Genomic DNA, 14,860 nt, shown 5'->3' on the forward strand with positions numbered 1-14,860 from the left:
AATATAGAGATGCATTTACCAAAAGCCTAAAATCGAGCCACAACAATACCCATACAAGAGCCACTTTTTTCTGCATAATTTGTAAGAATTCGCAATAGTGCACTACAACATTGAAAATTTTGCTATCTTCATGTGCCAAATATTTTCGGTTTCAGACCCAGTTGTATGAAAGGTATTCGATTACTTATTTTAATGCTCCTATTTTTCTCCTTTTCGATAAAAGGTCAGGATCCAATTGGGCTACCTCAAGTAACCAGTTACGGCGGGATTGATTATGGAGCGGGTACACAGAACTGGGGTATTGCGCAAGATAAAAATGGGGTTTTATTTTTTGCAAACAACGAAGGGTTACTCACCTTTAACGGCACCTACTGGAAACGATATCCATTCCCTAATAAAACTATCCTGAGGTCTGTTAAAATTGATCGAACAGGAAGAATATTTGTTGGTGCGCAAGACGAAATTGGTTATTATCATCCCAATAAAAATGGGGTGCTAACCTATTATTCGCTTAAGCCTTTAATTCCAAAATTAGATCGGCAATTTGCCGACGTGTGGAATATTGATATTGTTGGTGACGCCATATATTTTAGAACAGTTACAAAAATTTTTCGCCTGCTAAACCGTAAAATCGACGTTTACAATACCCCGTTAACCTGGGTGTATATGGGTTCGGTTAACAATGAACTATTCGCCCATGAAATAAACATTGGAATTAAAACCTTTAAGGATGGAAAATGGATGGTTCGATGTAAAGATCCGCGCATAATTAACTCGGGTGTTACCGCTGTTTTGCCTTACAGTGGCGATACCTTATTATTAGCTACCCTAAAGGATGGGCTTTTTTTATTAGTTGGTGATAAACTTATTAAAAAGACCACCAAATTGGATAAAATTTTTTATGATGACCGTATAAATTGCGCAATTCAAATTAATCCAAATTTATATGCAATTGGTACTACTTCTGCAGCCTTATTAATTGTAGATCGTAATGGCGTATTACAACAGCAATTTTCTTACGCCGAAGGTTTGTTAAATAATAATATACGTAGTGTTTTACTAGATCATCATCGAAATTTATGGGTCGGTTTAGATGATGGAATTTCGTTTATTGCCTTTAATAGTGCCATTAAACATATCTATCCGGATAAAAACAAACAAATATCGAGTTATGCAAGTAGGATTTTTGAAAACAAACTGTATATAGGTACCTCGAACGGGTTATTTTCTGCTCCAATTAGTTTAACCAAATCTGATATCAGTGCAAATAAAGCGAAGTTTGAAGAGGTTAAGAACACAAAGGGGCAAACCTGGGGCTTGACAGAAATTAATGAACATCTTTTATTAGCAAAAGAGGATGGTGCGTTTGATGTTAAGGGAAATGAGGCATTTTCTTTGTACAAAGATTTAGGAACATGGCTTTATCGACCAATTGGAAAAGATAAGGTGATTGCTGGAACCTATACGGGTTTACAAATGCTCGATTTTAAAAATAATGAATTTGTAAACAATAGAAACTTATCTTCCTTAAACGAGCCACTCCGATTTGTTGTGATTGATCACAAGGTTAATTGTATTTGGGCGTCACATCCTTATAGGGGGATATTTAAGATGGATCTATCGCCTGACAAGAAGCATATCATAAAAACTACATTATTAACAGAGGAAGATGGGTTGCCCTTAACACTTTACAATTATGTGTTTGCGCTTAAGGATAAAATTGTTTTTGCAACTTCCCAAGGCATTTATGAGTATAATCCGGTAAAAAAGAAGTTTTATGTAAGCAATTTTTTTCGTCCTATTTTTAAGAAATTGCCCTTGCAATGTTTAGTTCAGGATAAGCAAGGTAAGTTATGGTTTGTGTCAGATAAAAAGGTTGGGGTGGTTGATTTTGGTCGTAAATCGAACAAACAAGGTTTTACTATTGTAGAACTTCCAGAATTGAGGTTGCAAATTGTAGCTGGCTTTGAGCATATTTATCCCTATGATGATAACAATATATTTATCGGAGCAAACAAGGGCCTGTTGCATTTGGATTATAAAAAATATGCGGCTAATATTTATAAGCCAAATGTGCTACTAGGCCAAATTAGTATTATTGGCGCCAAAGATAGCATTCTGTTTGGTGGCTATTTTGATAAGGAACATAAGCAGGGTGGTGTTTTAGCAAAACTGCCTTACGCCTTTAATTCGCTACATTTCGAATTTGGTTCTACACTATTCGAGCAGAGGGAAAATATAGAGTTTAGCTATCAGCTCAAAGGTTTTGAAGATAGCTGGTCTACTTGGAGCAGCAAAAGTGAGAAAGATTATACCAATCTTAAACACGGAACCTATACGTTTACGGTTAAAGCACGAAATAATTTGGGTAACGAATCGCTGCCGGTTAGTTACCGTTTTACCATTGACCCGGCTTGGTACGAAAGCAATCTGGCTTATGTAATTTACTTCATCTTTTTTGTGTTTCTTTTATACTTGTTAAAGAAATTTCAGGAAAAAGAGCATCAAAAAGAGCAGGATAAGTTGCGGCAGCAACACCAGCTCGAAATTGAACGTAATGAACAGATGATTACAAAGTTGGAGAAGGAGCAATTGGAGGCCGATGTTGAATTTAAAAATAAGGAATTAGCCAGTACTACCATGCATTTGGTGCAACGTGGTAAATTGCTTTCAAAGATAGGTGATGAATTGATGCCTTTGGTAAAACAGACCACCAATACCGATGCTGCTGACGACCTTAAAAAAGTAATTCGATTATTAAATGAGGCAAAGAAGCTTGATCATGATTGGGATCAATTTGCTGTCCATTTTGATCATGTACACGCTAATTTTTTAAGTAATTTGAAAGATAGATTCCCCAATTTGAGTTCAAATGATTTAAAATTATGTGCCTATTTGAAGCTTAATTTGTCGTCGAAAGAAATTGCTCAATTGTTAAATATTACACCAAGAGCTGTTGAGGTTAGTCGTTATCGCTTAAGAAAAAAATTAGGTCTTACACCTGAAATTAATTTATTTGATTTTTTATTTAAGTAGATAATATATCTTCACTTTATTTTCTTTTGCCGACCATGCGATGTAAACTTTTGCCTCTCTTCCTAAACGATAATTAAAACCATTTAACTGCGTGTGTTTAAGTTCTTCGTAAAAAACGTTGTCGGGTACGTTTTTATCGGGTTTTTCGGTAGGCAACACTGCTGGCCATAGAAAATGTTCTTCGTCAAAAAAGTAGGCGACTTCATTTTTTAAGAAATTTACTTTATCGGCTTCTGTTTTTAAGTTTTCGTTTGCTTTTAAGAGCTCATCTGCATTAATGCTGGTATGATAAATTTCTTCACCTTTATAAGAGATTATTTTGAAGACAATTGCACTGCCTTTGGTGGTTGTACCTTGCCAAGAAACGTTAAAGGAGTCTAGTTTAACGGTATCGGTAAATGGAGTGGTGGTGGTTTTTTCAAATTTCAATGAATCGCCAGTGCCTTTTGAGTTTGAAGTAGAATTGCATGCAATGAAAAGAGAAAAAGCTATAGCAACTAAAAAAAAGACACGGTTCATATCTTTAAAAATTTATTTTCAGTAGGTCGTTTGGCGAATCGATAGCTATAGTTTCGATATCGGTTAGCTTGGTTTTAATTTGGTACCCATTTTCAATCCATCTTAACTGCTCTAAACTTTCGGCAAGTTCTAAAGTTGATGGAGTAAGTTGAGTTATTTCTAATAAAGTTGACGTTTTGTAGCCATAAATGCCAATATGCTTATAATATTGATGAAGGTGTGTAGGATTGCGAAGGTAGGGAATTGGGTGTCTACTAAAGTAAAGCGCTTGGTGTTGGTTGCCAACTACTACTTTGGGAATATTGGGATTAAATAATTCCTCTTCGCTATGAATTTCTTTGATTAAGGTGGCCAATTTTACATTTTTGTCGTCAAAACAATCGCTTATGAGGTTAATTTGTTTGGGGTCGATAAAAGGTTCATCGCCTTGTATATTGATCACTATATCATAACCTGGAAGGTTTTTCACCACTTCGGCACAGCGATCGGTACCACTTTGATGTGATGATGCAGTCATTACAAACTCGCCTCCAAAACGAGTTACTTCTGCAGCTATTCTTTCATCGTCTGTAGCCACCACTACTTTATTTAGGTTAGCGAGCATCGATTGTTCGTATACCCGCTGTATCATGGTCTTCCCCTTTATATCTACTAAGGGTTTACCCGGAAAGCGGGTTGAAGCATAGCGGGCAGGAATGATGCCTAGACTATTCATTTAAAAAAGTCCATTAATTTCTGCTTCTATGGCTTGAATTATTATTCCCAAATCTTCGGGGTTATTCGTAAAATCTAATTTGTCTTTATCTAAGATTAGTAACTTACCTGAATTATAGCTTTTAATCCAAGTTTCGTACTTTTCATTTAACTTAGAAAGATAATCGATACGAATACTCGCCTCATATTCTCTTCCTCTACGTTGGATATTGTTAACCAATGTAGGTACCGAAGCGCGCAAATACACCAATAAATCGGGTGGCTTGATAAAAGAGGTAATATTTTCGAAGATGGCTTTGTAATTATCATGATCTCGAGTGGTCATTAGACCCATTTCGTGAAGATTTTCTGCAAAAATATAGGCGTCTTCATAGATGGTACGATCTTGAATTACATTTCTTTTGTTGGTTTCTATTTCAACAATTTGATGAAAACGGCTGTTTAAGAAATAAATCTGTAAGTTAAAACTCCAACGTTTCATATCGCTATAAAAATCTTCCAAATAAGGATTATTATCTACGGCTTCATAAAGCGCTTCCCATCCATAATTTTTGGCAAGTAAACCAGTTAGTGTAGTTTTACCTGCGCCAATGTTTCCAACAATTGCTATGTGCATACTTCTATTTAGATGTGAGATATGAGATGTGAGAAGTTAGAAAGAGTTGCCAAATCTCATATCTAATGTCTCATGTCTCAAATCTAAAGATTAAAAACTTTTAAAACCAATAATTTCTCTTACTTCTCGTATTGTTTTTTGTGCGCTTTCTCTTGCTTTTAAGGCCCCATGCTTGGCTACTTGACGAAGGTAAGCTGTATCAGCAGCAATTTCGTTAATTCTTTCGCGCATTGGTGTAGTGGTTACGATCATATCTTCGGCCAATTGCTTCTTAAAATCGCCATACCTAATGGCCATTTTGTTATACTGTTCCTCGAAATGGGTTAGGGTATCGGTTGATGATACAATTTTCATCAAGTCGAATAAATTCTGTATGGCTTCTGGCTTCTCTTGAAATTCGGAGGTAGGTCCACCATCTGTAACCGCTTTTAATACTTTTTTGCGAATAATTTCTGGGCTATCGGATAAATAAACAGCGTTATTTTCGCCTTCAGATTTACCCATTTTGCCTTTTCCATCTAAACCTGGCACTTTTACTAAACTTTTCGAATAGGTAAACGCATACGGTTCAGGAAAATATTCGTTTTGGTATAAACGATTAAATCGGTTACCGAATGTTCGGGCCATTTCTAGGTGCTGTTCTTGATCTTTACCTACGGGCACTTTAGTGGCACGGTGGATTAAAATATCTGCTGCCATTAATACAGGATAAGTTAATAAACCTGCATTAACATTATCGGGATTTGCACGAACTTTGTCTTTAAACGAAGTACTCCGTTCTAGTTCGCCCATGTAGGCATTCATATTTAAATACAAATAAAGCTCAGCAATTTCTGGAACGTCTGATTGAATATAAATTGTAGTTTCTTCTGGATCGATACCACAGGCTAAATATTCGACCAACACATCCTTTACGTGGCCATGTAAATCTTGTGGCGTAGGGTGGGTGGTTAACGAGTGTAGATCGGCTATAAAAAAATAGCAATTGTACTCGTGTTGCATTTGTACAAAGCTTTTTACGGCGCCGTAATAATTTCCAATGTGCAATTTTCCGGTAGAACGAATCCCGCTCACAACTGTTTCTTTGATCATGGGTCGAAATTAAGAAATTTTTTCGTTAGCTTATTAGCTAATTAGCACATTAGCTAATGAACCTCTAGCTTATACCCTTTATTATGGATGTTAATTAATTGTAGGCTGGTGTCATCCTCTAATTTCTTTCTTAATCGCGAAACAAAAACATCGAGGCTTCGGCCTACAATAACGCCTTCGTCTTCCCAGATTTCTTTTTGGAGACGACTTCTTTCTACCATTATATTAGGTGATTTTGCGAATATGGAAAGCAATTTATTTTCTTTTAACGTAAGCGCTATTTTTATTCCTTCTATACTAATTGTTTTATCAACTTCATTATATACAGTGTTGCCCAACCGTACAGTTTTTAAGGGAACTTGGGTTGGTTTATTTCCTGATTTTGTAATCAGCAAACCCACAAATGCTAGCCAAGGTAAACTTCCTAATAAATAACCTTTTTGTCGGGTACTCATTCCTGTACTTTGAAATTTAATGTTGATGTAATAACAATTTTTAGGTTGATACCTACCCGTGCAGGCAATGATATCGTCTTTTATGTTTCCCAAAATGGCATAGCCGAAAACTACCTCTTTTTTATCGCAACTCACTACATTAACAAGGTAATCGTTCCCTAAGCTGTTGCTTGCTAACGAACGTTTAACAATAGCTACTAATGAATCGGATTTAAAGCTAAATTCGTTTTCGAACGTAAGCCTATATTCGTTCTCTGCTATTTTTTTTACTGGAAAAACACGAGAAAGGCTATCTCCAGATTGTAACAGGAGTTCGTGCCCAATTTTCCGTAATCTAATTTCTTGCTTTGCTAAGTCGAAACTGTCATCATCAGCTATGCTAAAAGCACAAAACAAGGTAATGGTTAAGAGCGATAGTGTGGCAAAAATGTAAATGATTTTTCGTTTCATAAAAATAAATTAAACCCTATCAGAAAGATGATATCTTCGATTCAACATCTTACAGCTAACTCTTCTATCTTAATGGTAAGAAAATAAGCTAAACAAATTTAAGGGTTAAGTTCAATAAAATTACACATTAGGACCTTGTTTAACTATAATAGCTGCTGAATTTACAAATTTTACATTTCTTTTTACATCAAAAACGCGGTTAATGCTGCGCTAACCATTTAGGTTTGTGATTTAAATTAAACTTAGTTTTATGATTCAAACACAACGTAAATCGGCTTTAGGTGCGTTTCTGGTTTTAACCCTTTTATTGGCCTCTTTTTTAACTTTTGCCCAATCGGCAACCTACCAACTCGATATAAAGCAAAGCAAACTGTTTTGGAAGGGAACAAAAACCATTGGCACCAAACACTATGGCTATCTGCTTTTTAACTTAGGCTGGCTTCGTACCAATGTTGCGGGTAAACTTAGCGATGGCATGTTTAACATTAATATGAAAAGTATTAAAAGTACTGAACATAAAGATAACGCAAAAAATAACGGTATTGAGAAAGAGTTAAATGGAAGTGCATTTTTTGAAACTTCAAAATATCCAGCATCTCTCATTTCTATACATACTATTATGCCAACACCTGTATCTTCTCAATATAGGGTAGATGGTGATTTAACTATCAAGAAAACCAAGCATCCCATATCATTTCTTGCTACCATAAAGCAAAATGGAAATATACTATTAGCCAATGCTAATCTAACAATAGATAGGGTAAAATGGGGTATTCATCAGGAGAAAGCAACGAGTATAACCGATCAGTTTCTTGGAGGTATTAAAGATAAAATGATAGAAGATGAAATTCCGATTGTATTGAGATTGGTATTTATCAAAAAATGAGAAAATAATTAGCATATTCTTAAACTTAAAAGGATATGAGTTGTTAAATAAAAGATAGTCTTTTTTTTATTTAATACCAATTTTATGAGCACACAAGAAGTTGCCAACAGATTAGTTGAACTTTGTCGCGAAGGGAGATTTCATGAAGCTATTGATGAGCTTTATGATAAAAATATAATTAGTAAGGAACCAAATAATTCAGACACTACCGAAGGTTTTGAAGCTGTAAAAGCAAAAACAGAGAAATTTGAAGCAAGCATTGAAGAAATACATCATTCTATTATTTCTGATCCCCTTATTGCCCTAGATCATTTTGCCTGTGTTATGGATATCGACGCCACTTACAAAGAGCACGGAAGGATAACCATGAGCGAGATCTGCGTGTACGAAGTAAGAGACGGAAAGATTATTACTGATAGCTTTTTTTATAATATGTAGAAGATTAAAGCCTATATTTGGTTAATTCTATACCTTTAAAAATGCAGCATAAGGCCTTATCGCTCCGACCATTTATTGGCGCTAAAGATTTCGAGATTTCAAGACAGTTTTATCGTGAACTAGGTTTTAAAGAAACTCTTTTATCGCACGATATGTGCGTTTTTGAAACGGGAAATATCAGTTTTTACTTACAAAGGGCATATGTTAAAGACTGGATTGATAATACCATGCTATTTCTTGAAGTAGATGATGTTGATCGCTATTATGAAGAACTTTTGGCATTAAACCTACCTGCTAAATATGTAAATGTAAAACTCATCCCTGTTCGAAATGACTATTGGGGAAGGGAGTGTTTCTTGCACGATCCTTCTGGAATACTTTGGCATTTTGGGGCGTTTAAAAAATAATCATGGAAAAATTTGAAGTTAAAGCATACGGTACACTATCGGAAACCGCCGATTTAAAACCAATAAAAATTGAACGCAGAACAGTAACCGCTACGGATATCGAAATCGAAATTTTGTATTGTGGGGTATGCCATTCTGATTTACATACCGCAAGAAATGATTGGGGAGGTACCGTTTATCCAGCGGTGCCAGGTCATGAAATTGTTGGGCGAATAACAAAGGTAGGCCCTAAAGTAAACAAATTTAAAATTGGTGATATTGCTGCGGTAGGTTGCATGGTCGATTCGTGTAGAGAATGTGCAAGCTGTAAGCAAGATTTAGAGCAATATTGTATACCTGGTTTTACCGGAACGTACAATGGGAAGGATAAATATTTGGGAGGTCGAACATTTGGCGGTTATTCTGCTACAATTGTCGTAAATGAGCATTTTGTACTCAAAGTTCCTGAAAACCTCAACTTGGCTGCTGTAGCTCCCTTGCTTTGTGCAGGTATCACCACTTGGTCGCCTTTACGCCATTGGAATGTGGGAAAAGACAGTCGAGTTGCGATTGTAGGTTTAGGTGGATTGGGCCATATGGCGATTAAGCTAGCTAAAGCACTTGGTGCATCTGTTACCTTATTTTCAAGATCTCCCGAAAAGCAAAAAGATGCATTCGATTTGGGTGCAGATCAGGTAATTATTTCTACTGATAGTGAGCATATGGCGAGCGTTAAAGGTAAATTCGATTTAATTATCGATACAGTTCCTTCTTTACACGATGTAAATCCTTATATTCCAACACTAAATCTTAATGGTGCCATAGTTTTAGTTGGTTATTTGGGTGGGCTAGACCCTGTGCTAAATACGGTTCCGTTGATTATGGGACGGAAATCGGTAGCTGGTTCTCTTATTGGTGGTATTGCCGAAACCCAGGAGATGCTCGATTTTTGTGGTAAGCACGGTATTGTTTCTGAGATTGAATTAATAAAGATGGACGAGATAAATGAGGCTTATGATCGTATGTTAAAAAGTGACGTACAGTATCGTTTTGTGATAGATATGGGAACGTTGAACGGTTAACGATTTAATTTTGTTCGTGTCCAAACATAATCTCATTGTTGCTGTTATCATCCGAGAATAAAATTGGAAAATGATAACGCCAAATAGACAAACAAAAAGAAGGAGAATAGCCATACTTGGCGGAGGACCCAGTGGGCTATTTTTATTTCAAAGGTTACTCGCATCTAAGAATAAGGATATTGAAATAGACATCTTTGAAAGAAGAAGTCGTCTAGGAGCTGGCATGCCCTATAGCAGTTGTGGTGCAAACAACGAACACATTACGAATGTTTCTGAAAACGAAATTCCGGAGCTCGTTACCTCCATTGCCGAATGGGCAAAAACAGTACCTCGCGAAATTCTAGATCAGTATCACATCGATCCTGATAATTTTAATGAATATAAGGTGCTTCCCCGTTTGTTTTTTGGGATGTATCTAACGGCTCAGTTCGACCTTTTACTTGAAAAGGCTAAATCAATTGATATTAAAACTGCCGTTCATTTAGAATGCCATGTAGAAGATGTTATCGATAAGCCCGAATTAAACGAAACATGGGTGGCTGTAAAAGAAATCGGAATTTTGAAATTTGATGCCGTAATTATATGTACCGGGCATCATTGGCCAAAGAAACACGAAGGAGATGTGCCTAGGTATTTCGATGCCCCTTATCCACCAGCTAAACTGAACTTACACCTGAATCATAATGTAGCCATACGAGGCTCTTCGCTTACGGCAATTGATGCCATTCGTACTATTGCGAGAAGTAATGGAACATTTTTTAAAAATGAAGATCAAAATTTAACTTACCAAGTTTTTGAACACAGCGCTAACTTTAAAATTAGCATGCATTCTAGAAGTGGGATGTTGCCAGCTGTCAGGTTTCATCTTGAAGACTCTCATTTATCGAATGATTCGTTGCTAAGTGCTGACGAAATTGCAGCACATATTAAAAAAAACGATGGATTTTTGTCGCTCGATTACTTGTTTGAAAAAGATTTTATTGAAATTTTTAGGGAAAAGGACAATGAATTCTACCAGCAGATTAAGGGCATGAAACTAGAAGATTTTGTGGCCGAAATGATGCAACTTCGCGAACAATTAGATCCTTTTCAACTCTTAAGTGCAGAATATGTACAAGCCGCTAAATCGATTAAGCGAAAAGAAACTATTTATTGGAAGGAAATGCTTGGTGTGCTAAGTTTTGCCATGAATTATCCAGCAAAATACTTATCTGCTGAAGATATGCAAAGGCTACAGCATACCTTATTACCATTAATTTCGATTGTAATTGCGTACGTTCCGCAAAGTTCTTGTGAAGAATTACTGGCGTTACACCAAGCGGGTGCTTTAGAGTTGGTAGCTGTTGGCGAAGATAGCGAAGTTGTACCTGAGCGAGAAAACGGAGGGGCAGTTTATCATGGTAAATATTACCCAACCTATATCGACTGTGTAGGGCAACCTCATCTAAATTACTCGCAATTCCCATTTAAAAGCATGCTTACGAATAAAACCATTAGTCCAGCACGCCTACGTTTCAAATCGGAAGAGGAGGGGAGATTGGCTTTCGAAAGTGGAAAAAAAGAAGTAGAAAAGGGAGAGGATGGAACGTATTATTTGCATGTTTCGGGTATCGCTATAAATGATAGCTTTCAGGTGTTGGATTCTTATGGTGCCTACAGCGATCGTATTTATATGATGGCGGTTCCTTATATGGGCGGATTAAATCCTGATTATTCGGGATTAGATTTCTGTGAAGAGGCTTCTAAACGGATTGTTGGAAGGATGTTAGGTTAAATAAAAATAAACCTTAAATTAGTTTTTTAAATTAAAAATTATAATGAAACAGAAAATTCTCTTCGTACTAAGTCTTCTATTTGGCTTGATGTTTATAAATGCAGGGCTAAACAAGTTTTTAAACTACATGCCTTATGATCCGAAGGCCATACCTGCAGAGATGATGAAAGATATGGGTGCATTTATGGAAATTTCTTGGTTAATGCCGCTGATTGGTTTTGCTGAAATTATAGGGGGTATACTTTTTATTCTTCCCAAAACACGAGCATTAGGGGCGATTGTAATATTTCCCGTAATGGTAGGAATTCTATTAACGCACACACTAGTAGCCCCGTCTAATTTGCCAATCGCTTTAGTTCTATTTGCTATAAATCTGTGGGTAATTTTCGAAAATAGAGAAAAATATCTTCCTATGGTTAGGTAAGCTCGAGTGACGGCATGAAAATTGTTACCTTTATGGTTTAATCCCCATTAATGAAAACGATTTTGCTGGTTGACGATAATAGGGAACATTTAGAACTCCTTACTTTTTTGCTTGAAGACGAAGGGTTTCGGGTAATGGCATTGACTACCGCGGTAGATATCTATTCGGTAATCGAAAAATTTAAACCTCAGCTCATTTTCTTGGATGTGATGCTCGATGGAGAGAATGGAATGGAAATATGTTCGAGGCTCAAGGCCGACACCACACTTGCTTCAATCAAAATTGTACTTATGACTGCTTCTTTAACGTTCCAAAAGCTGCATCAAATTGTAGCAAGGGCAGATCATTATCTGCCCAAGCCTTTTGATTTTGATGAGGTTATTCGTTTAGCGAATGAACTAACGGATTAATTATTTCACTGGCAAAAAAATAAAAAAACTAGAACCTTCGTCTAACTTACTTTCAAAGCTTATCCTGCCACCTTGGTGTTCCATAAACTCTTTACATAAAACCAAACCTAAGCCAACGCCTTTTTCGTTATTTGTGCCATACGAAGGCTCTGCTTTTACAGAGAAAATATTTTCTATTTTATCTTGCGGAATACCTTTTCCATTATCACTAACCGTTAGCCTGCATTCATTAGCTATCAATTGAGCATCGATAGTAATTTTTCCATTGTTGGATGTAAATTTTATAGCATTGCTAAGTAGATTACGCACCACAAGTTGAAGCATGTCTACGTCTGCAGTTACCATTAGCTTGGGAGGAATAGTATAACTAAAGTCTATTTCTTTTTTAAGTGCATGTGTTTTTTCCATCTCTAACGTATTTAGCAATACCTCGAGGAGGTTTACTTTTATCATTTGCACATTAGTACCCGTTAGTTGCGATTTTGACCAATGCAACAAATTGGAAAGCATTTCCACAGCATTGTTGGTCGAATTTAATAGCTCTTTTTCTAATGCAGGGCGCTCTAAACTATCTATTTCATTCATTAAAGCAAGGTAATTTTGGATGTTTAATAAAGGGGTACGCAGGTCGTGCGAGATGATAGACATTAACTTGCTTTTTTCGATATTACTTTTCTCAAGGGCTAAGGTTTTTTCTTCTGTGGCATTCCTTTCTACGTCATAACTCCGTCTAATAAATTTAATGATGAGATATGTTAAAATAACAGGTAATGGAAATGCTGTTATGCGATCGATAAATTGCCCTTTACCTGCAATAAATGGATGTTTAACCAAAGTGGGGAAATAAAATTCGATGGTGTGGATGATTATAAAACCTATCAAATACACAATTAGCCAGATTATATGTTGTCGGTAAGGAGAGATTGCAAATATCAATAGTAGGTAAGCAGGCCATATTAAATCGGTAGAACCGTCTATTCCCGAGTTGGTAAAATAATTGAGGCCAAATATTACAATGCCGGCTAAACCGAATATTATATTATTATGTGGCTTACCCCGAAATCTAGAATGATAATACTGGTAAGAAAAGAATAAACCAAATACAAGTGCCGATAGCGAACCGAAGTAAAGTTTAGCATAGAGATTGTAAGGAACATATAACGAAGCCAATACAATTAATCCAGCACTAATGGAATGGAATATTCTGCTTTCTAATGGAAACTCATCAGGACTTCCTATTAGTTTGCGCCAAAAATTGTTTTTTAAATTATGATTTCTGTAATTAAATTTCGGCATGAATAAATCTATAGATTTCTTATATACTACAAAGAAAGAAATAAATTAGAAAGATATGGTTGCCTATAGGTAGATAAATATTTCATAGCTTTAACAATACGAAAAAAAGAATGAAAAACTTAATTTATTTACTACTACTTGTAACTGCACTCACTGCAAAATCGCAAACGATAAAACTACCTGATTCGCTGTATTCAGGAAAGCAGGGAGAATTTCATGTGCAGGGGGTGGCAGTTGATAAGGTTGGAGGCTACGTGTATTTTTCTTTTACCAATAAACTGGTGAAAATGGATGTTTCTGGTAAAGTAATTGGTAGTGTAACTGGTTTTGTTGGTCACCTAGGAGATTTAGATTTGGCAGATGATGGAAAAATTTACGGCTCCTTAGAATACAAAAATGATGCAATTGGTAAGGGGATACAAAAGGAATTAGGGATTAAAGCCATTAATGAGGATGGTTTTTATATTGCCATATTTGATGGATCGCGAATAATACGCGAGAATATGAATGCCGAAAAAGAAGATTTAATACGGACCGTTTACATTAAAGAAGCTGTTGATGATTATGTGGCAAATGTGAATGTGGGGAATAAAGAAATGGTCCACCGTTTTGCCTGTTCGGGGATAGATGGCGTTGCATTTGCGCCAGAAATAGGAAGTGCGAATGCTGCCAAAAAGTTTCTATATGTAGCTTACGGAGTATATGGCGATACGACTAGAAATGATAATGATCATCAGGTTATATTGCAATACGATGTTACAGATTGGTGGAAATATGCAAAAAATCTGTCACAAGACCAATTGCATCACTCGGGTCCCCAAAAACCCCTTAACAAGTATTTTTTAAAAACGGGGAATACTCGTTATGGTATCCAAAATTTAGCCTATGATAGCTATAGTGGGAATTTTTTTGCCGCAGTTTATAAAGGAGCTAAAAAAGAATTTCCAAATTACGATTTGTTTGTAATTGATGGCAAGAAGAGGCCCGTGGATACTTACATTCCTTCGGATAATAAAACTATAAAAGTGAAAACACTTTCTTTGTTGGCAGACGGACCGAAAGATGAAAATTCGGGCATTCGAGGCTGGAAATTTAAATATGGAGCAACAGGTTTATGTCCAATAGGGGATGGATTATTCTATATTTCTCACGATTTGAAAACAAAAGACGGACAGCAACAAACAACTATTTTCAAATACAAATGGGTAGGGGATGGAAAAAAAGCGTTTGAATTGGTAAAGTGATTGTTTTACAATTCCTGTCTGATTCAAATTTCTAGCTG

At 36.2% G+C, this 14,860-nt stretch carries 15 protein-coding genes; 9 read left to right on the plus strand and 6 right to left on the minus strand.

The features are described 5' to 3' along the window. Window positions 1-165 precede the first annotated feature (165 nt). Window positions 166-3,036 carry a triple tyrosine motif-containing protein gene (locus WG904_RS18880; RefSeq protein ID WP_339580910.1) on the plus strand — a complete coding sequence of 957 codons (2,871 nt, stop codon included), beginning with the start codon at window positions 166-168 and terminating at the stop codon, window positions 3,034-3,036. Here the strand turns inward: WG904_RS18880 and WG904_RS18885 are convergent. From WG904_RS18885 to WG904_RS18905, 5 genes are all read right to left on the minus strand, one after another. Further along, the gene (locus WG904_RS18885; protein ID WP_339580911.1) at window positions 3,025-3,555 is read right to left on the minus strand and encodes a hypothetical protein; all 531 of its coding nucleotides are present in this window, start codon (window positions 3,553-3,555) and stop codon (window positions 3,025-3,027) included. The two genes, WG904_RS18880 and WG904_RS18885, sit on opposite strands and share 12 nt — an antisense overlap. 4 nt (window positions 3,556-3,559) lie before the next feature. Continuing rightward, entirely contained in the window at window positions 3,560-4,270 is a 711-nt protein-coding gene (gene kdsB, locus WG904_RS18890) for a 3-deoxy-manno-octulosonate cytidylyltransferase (protein ID WP_339580912.1), read from the minus strand. After that, window positions 4,271-4,885 (minus strand): deoxynucleoside kinase, encoded by a 615-nt coding sequence (locus WG904_RS18895; RefSeq protein ID WP_339580913.1) that lies wholly within the window; start codon window positions 4,883-4,885, stop codon window positions 4,271-4,273. Between the two features lie 90 nt (window positions 4,886-4,975). Further along, a complete protein-coding gene (gene trpS / locus WG904_RS18900; RefSeq protein ID WP_339580914.1) occupies window positions 4,976-5,977 on the minus strand; it encodes a tryptophan--tRNA ligase in 1,002 nt (333 codons plus the stop codon). A gap of 53 nt (window positions 5,978-6,030) precedes the next feature. Beyond that, entirely contained in the window at window positions 6,031-6,882 is an 852-nt protein-coding gene (locus WG904_RS18905; protein WP_339580915.1) for a helix-turn-helix domain-containing protein, read from the minus strand. A gap of 250 nt (window positions 6,883-7,132) precedes the next feature. Between WG904_RS18905 and WG904_RS18910 the strand changes: the two genes are divergently transcribed. The 7 genes from WG904_RS18910 (at window position 7,133) to WG904_RS18940 (ending at window position 12,282) form a co-directional block, all read left to right on the plus strand. After that, window positions 7,133-7,768: a YceI family protein gene (locus WG904_RS18910; RefSeq protein ID WP_339580916.1), complete on the plus strand. Its 636-nt coding sequence runs from the start codon at window positions 7,133-7,135 to the stop codon at window positions 7,766-7,768. 84 nt (window positions 7,769-7,852) lie between these two features. After that, window positions 7,853-8,206, plus strand: coding sequence for a SnoaL-like domain-containing protein (locus tag WG904_RS18915; RefSeq protein WP_339580917.1), 354 nt, complete (start codon window positions 7,853-7,855; stop codon window positions 8,204-8,206). Between the two features lie 41 nt (window positions 8,207-8,247). Then, window positions 8,248-8,613 carry a VOC family protein gene (locus tag WG904_RS18920; protein WP_339580918.1) on the plus strand — a complete coding sequence of 122 codons (366 nt, stop codon included), beginning with the start codon at window positions 8,248-8,250 and terminating at the stop codon, window positions 8,611-8,613. A 2-nt stretch (window positions 8,614-8,615) separates the two neighbouring features. After that, a complete protein-coding gene (locus tag WG904_RS18925; RefSeq protein ID WP_339580919.1) occupies window positions 8,616-9,674 on the plus strand; it encodes an NAD(P)-dependent alcohol dehydrogenase in 1,059 nt (352 codons plus the stop codon). A gap of 70 nt (window positions 9,675-9,744) precedes the next feature. Further along, on the plus strand, window positions 9,745-11,448 hold the full coding sequence (locus tag WG904_RS18930; RefSeq protein ID WP_339580920.1) for an FAD/NAD(P)-binding protein: 1,704 nt from the start codon (window positions 9,745-9,747) through the stop codon (window positions 11,446-11,448). Window positions 11,449-11,491: 43 nt separating this feature from the next. Next, complete coding sequence (locus WG904_RS18935; protein ID WP_339580921.1) at window positions 11,492-11,872, plus strand: DoxX family protein; 381 nt, start codon at window positions 11,492-11,494, stop codon at window positions 11,870-11,872. A 50-nt stretch (window positions 11,873-11,922) separates the two neighbouring features. Continuing rightward, window positions 11,923-12,282: a response regulator gene (locus WG904_RS18940; protein ID WP_339580922.1), complete on the plus strand. Its 360-nt coding sequence runs from the start codon at window positions 11,923-11,925 to the stop codon at window positions 12,280-12,282. Here WG904_RS18940 and WG904_RS18945 read toward each other — a convergent pair whose 3' ends face one another. Further along, a complete protein-coding gene (locus WG904_RS18945) occupies window positions 12,283-13,578 on the minus strand; it encodes a sensor histidine kinase (RefSeq protein WP_339580923.1) in 1,296 nt (431 codons plus the stop codon). Window positions 13,579-13,688: 110 nt separating this feature from the next. Here WG904_RS18945 and WG904_RS18950 point away from each other — a divergent pair, with 110 nt between their 5' ends. Further along, the gene (locus WG904_RS18950; protein WP_339580924.1) at window positions 13,689-14,822 is read left to right on the plus strand and encodes a hypothetical protein; all 1,134 of its coding nucleotides are present in this window, start codon (window positions 13,689-13,691) and stop codon (window positions 14,820-14,822) included. The last annotated feature ends 38 nt before the right edge of the window (window positions 14,823-14,860 follow it).

The organism is Pedobacter anseongensis (assembly GCF_037482965.1).
GTDB lineage: Bacteria > Bacteroidota > Bacteroidia > Sphingobacteriales > Sphingobacteriaceae > Pedobacter > Pedobacter anseongensis.

What these genes read in the sequence shown, in the direction of transcription:
- WG904_RS18880 (WP_339580910.1), top strand. Translation starts at nt 166, where the DNA reads ATGAAAGGTATTCGATTACTTATTTTAATGCTCCTATTTTTCTCCTTT.
- WG904_RS18885 (WP_339580911.1), bottom strand. Translation starts at nt 3,555, where the DNA reads ATGAACCGTGTCTTTTTTTTAGTTGCTATAGCTTTTTCTCTTTTCATT.
- kdsB (WP_339580912.1), bottom strand. Translation starts at nt 4,270, where the DNA reads ATGAATAGTCTAGGCATCATTCCTGCCCGCTATGCTTCAACCCGCTTT.
- WG904_RS18895 (WP_339580913.1), bottom strand. Translation starts at nt 4,885, where the DNA reads ATGCACATAGCAATTGTTGGAAACATTGGCGCAGGTAAAACTACACTA.
- trpS (WP_339580914.1), bottom strand. Translation starts at nt 5,977, where the DNA reads ATGATCAAAGAAACAGTTGTGAGCGGGATTCGTTCTACCGGAAAATTG.
- WG904_RS18905 (WP_339580915.1), bottom strand. Translation starts at nt 6,882, where the DNA reads ATGAAACGAAAAATCATTTACATTTTTGCCACACTATCGCTCTTAACC.
- WG904_RS18910 (WP_339580916.1), top strand. Translation starts at nt 7,133, where the DNA reads ATGATTCAAACACAACGTAAATCGGCTTTAGGTGCGTTTCTGGTTTTA.
- WG904_RS18915 (WP_339580917.1), top strand. Translation starts at nt 7,853, where the DNA reads ATGAGCACACAAGAAGTTGCCAACAGATTAGTTGAACTTTGTCGCGAA.
- WG904_RS18920 (WP_339580918.1), top strand. Translation starts at nt 8,248, where the DNA reads ATGCAGCATAAGGCCTTATCGCTCCGACCATTTATTGGCGCTAAAGAT.
- WG904_RS18925 (WP_339580919.1), top strand. Translation starts at nt 8,616, where the DNA reads ATGGAAAAATTTGAAGTTAAAGCATACGGTACACTATCGGAAACCGCC.
- WG904_RS18930 (WP_339580920.1), top strand. Translation starts at nt 9,745, where the DNA reads ATGATAACGCCAAATAGACAAACAAAAAGAAGGAGAATAGCCATACTT.
- WG904_RS18935 (WP_339580921.1), top strand. Translation starts at nt 11,492, where the DNA reads ATGAAACAGAAAATTCTCTTCGTACTAAGTCTTCTATTTGGCTTGATG.
- WG904_RS18940 (WP_339580922.1), top strand. Translation starts at nt 11,923, where the DNA reads ATGAAAACGATTTTGCTGGTTGACGATAATAGGGAACATTTAGAACTC.
- WG904_RS18945 (WP_339580923.1), bottom strand. Translation starts at nt 13,578, where the DNA reads ATGCCGAAATTTAATTACAGAAATCATAATTTAAAAAACAATTTTTGG.
- WG904_RS18950 (WP_339580924.1), top strand. Translation starts at nt 13,689, where the DNA reads ATGAAAAACTTAATTTATTTACTACTACTTGTAACTGCACTCACTGCA.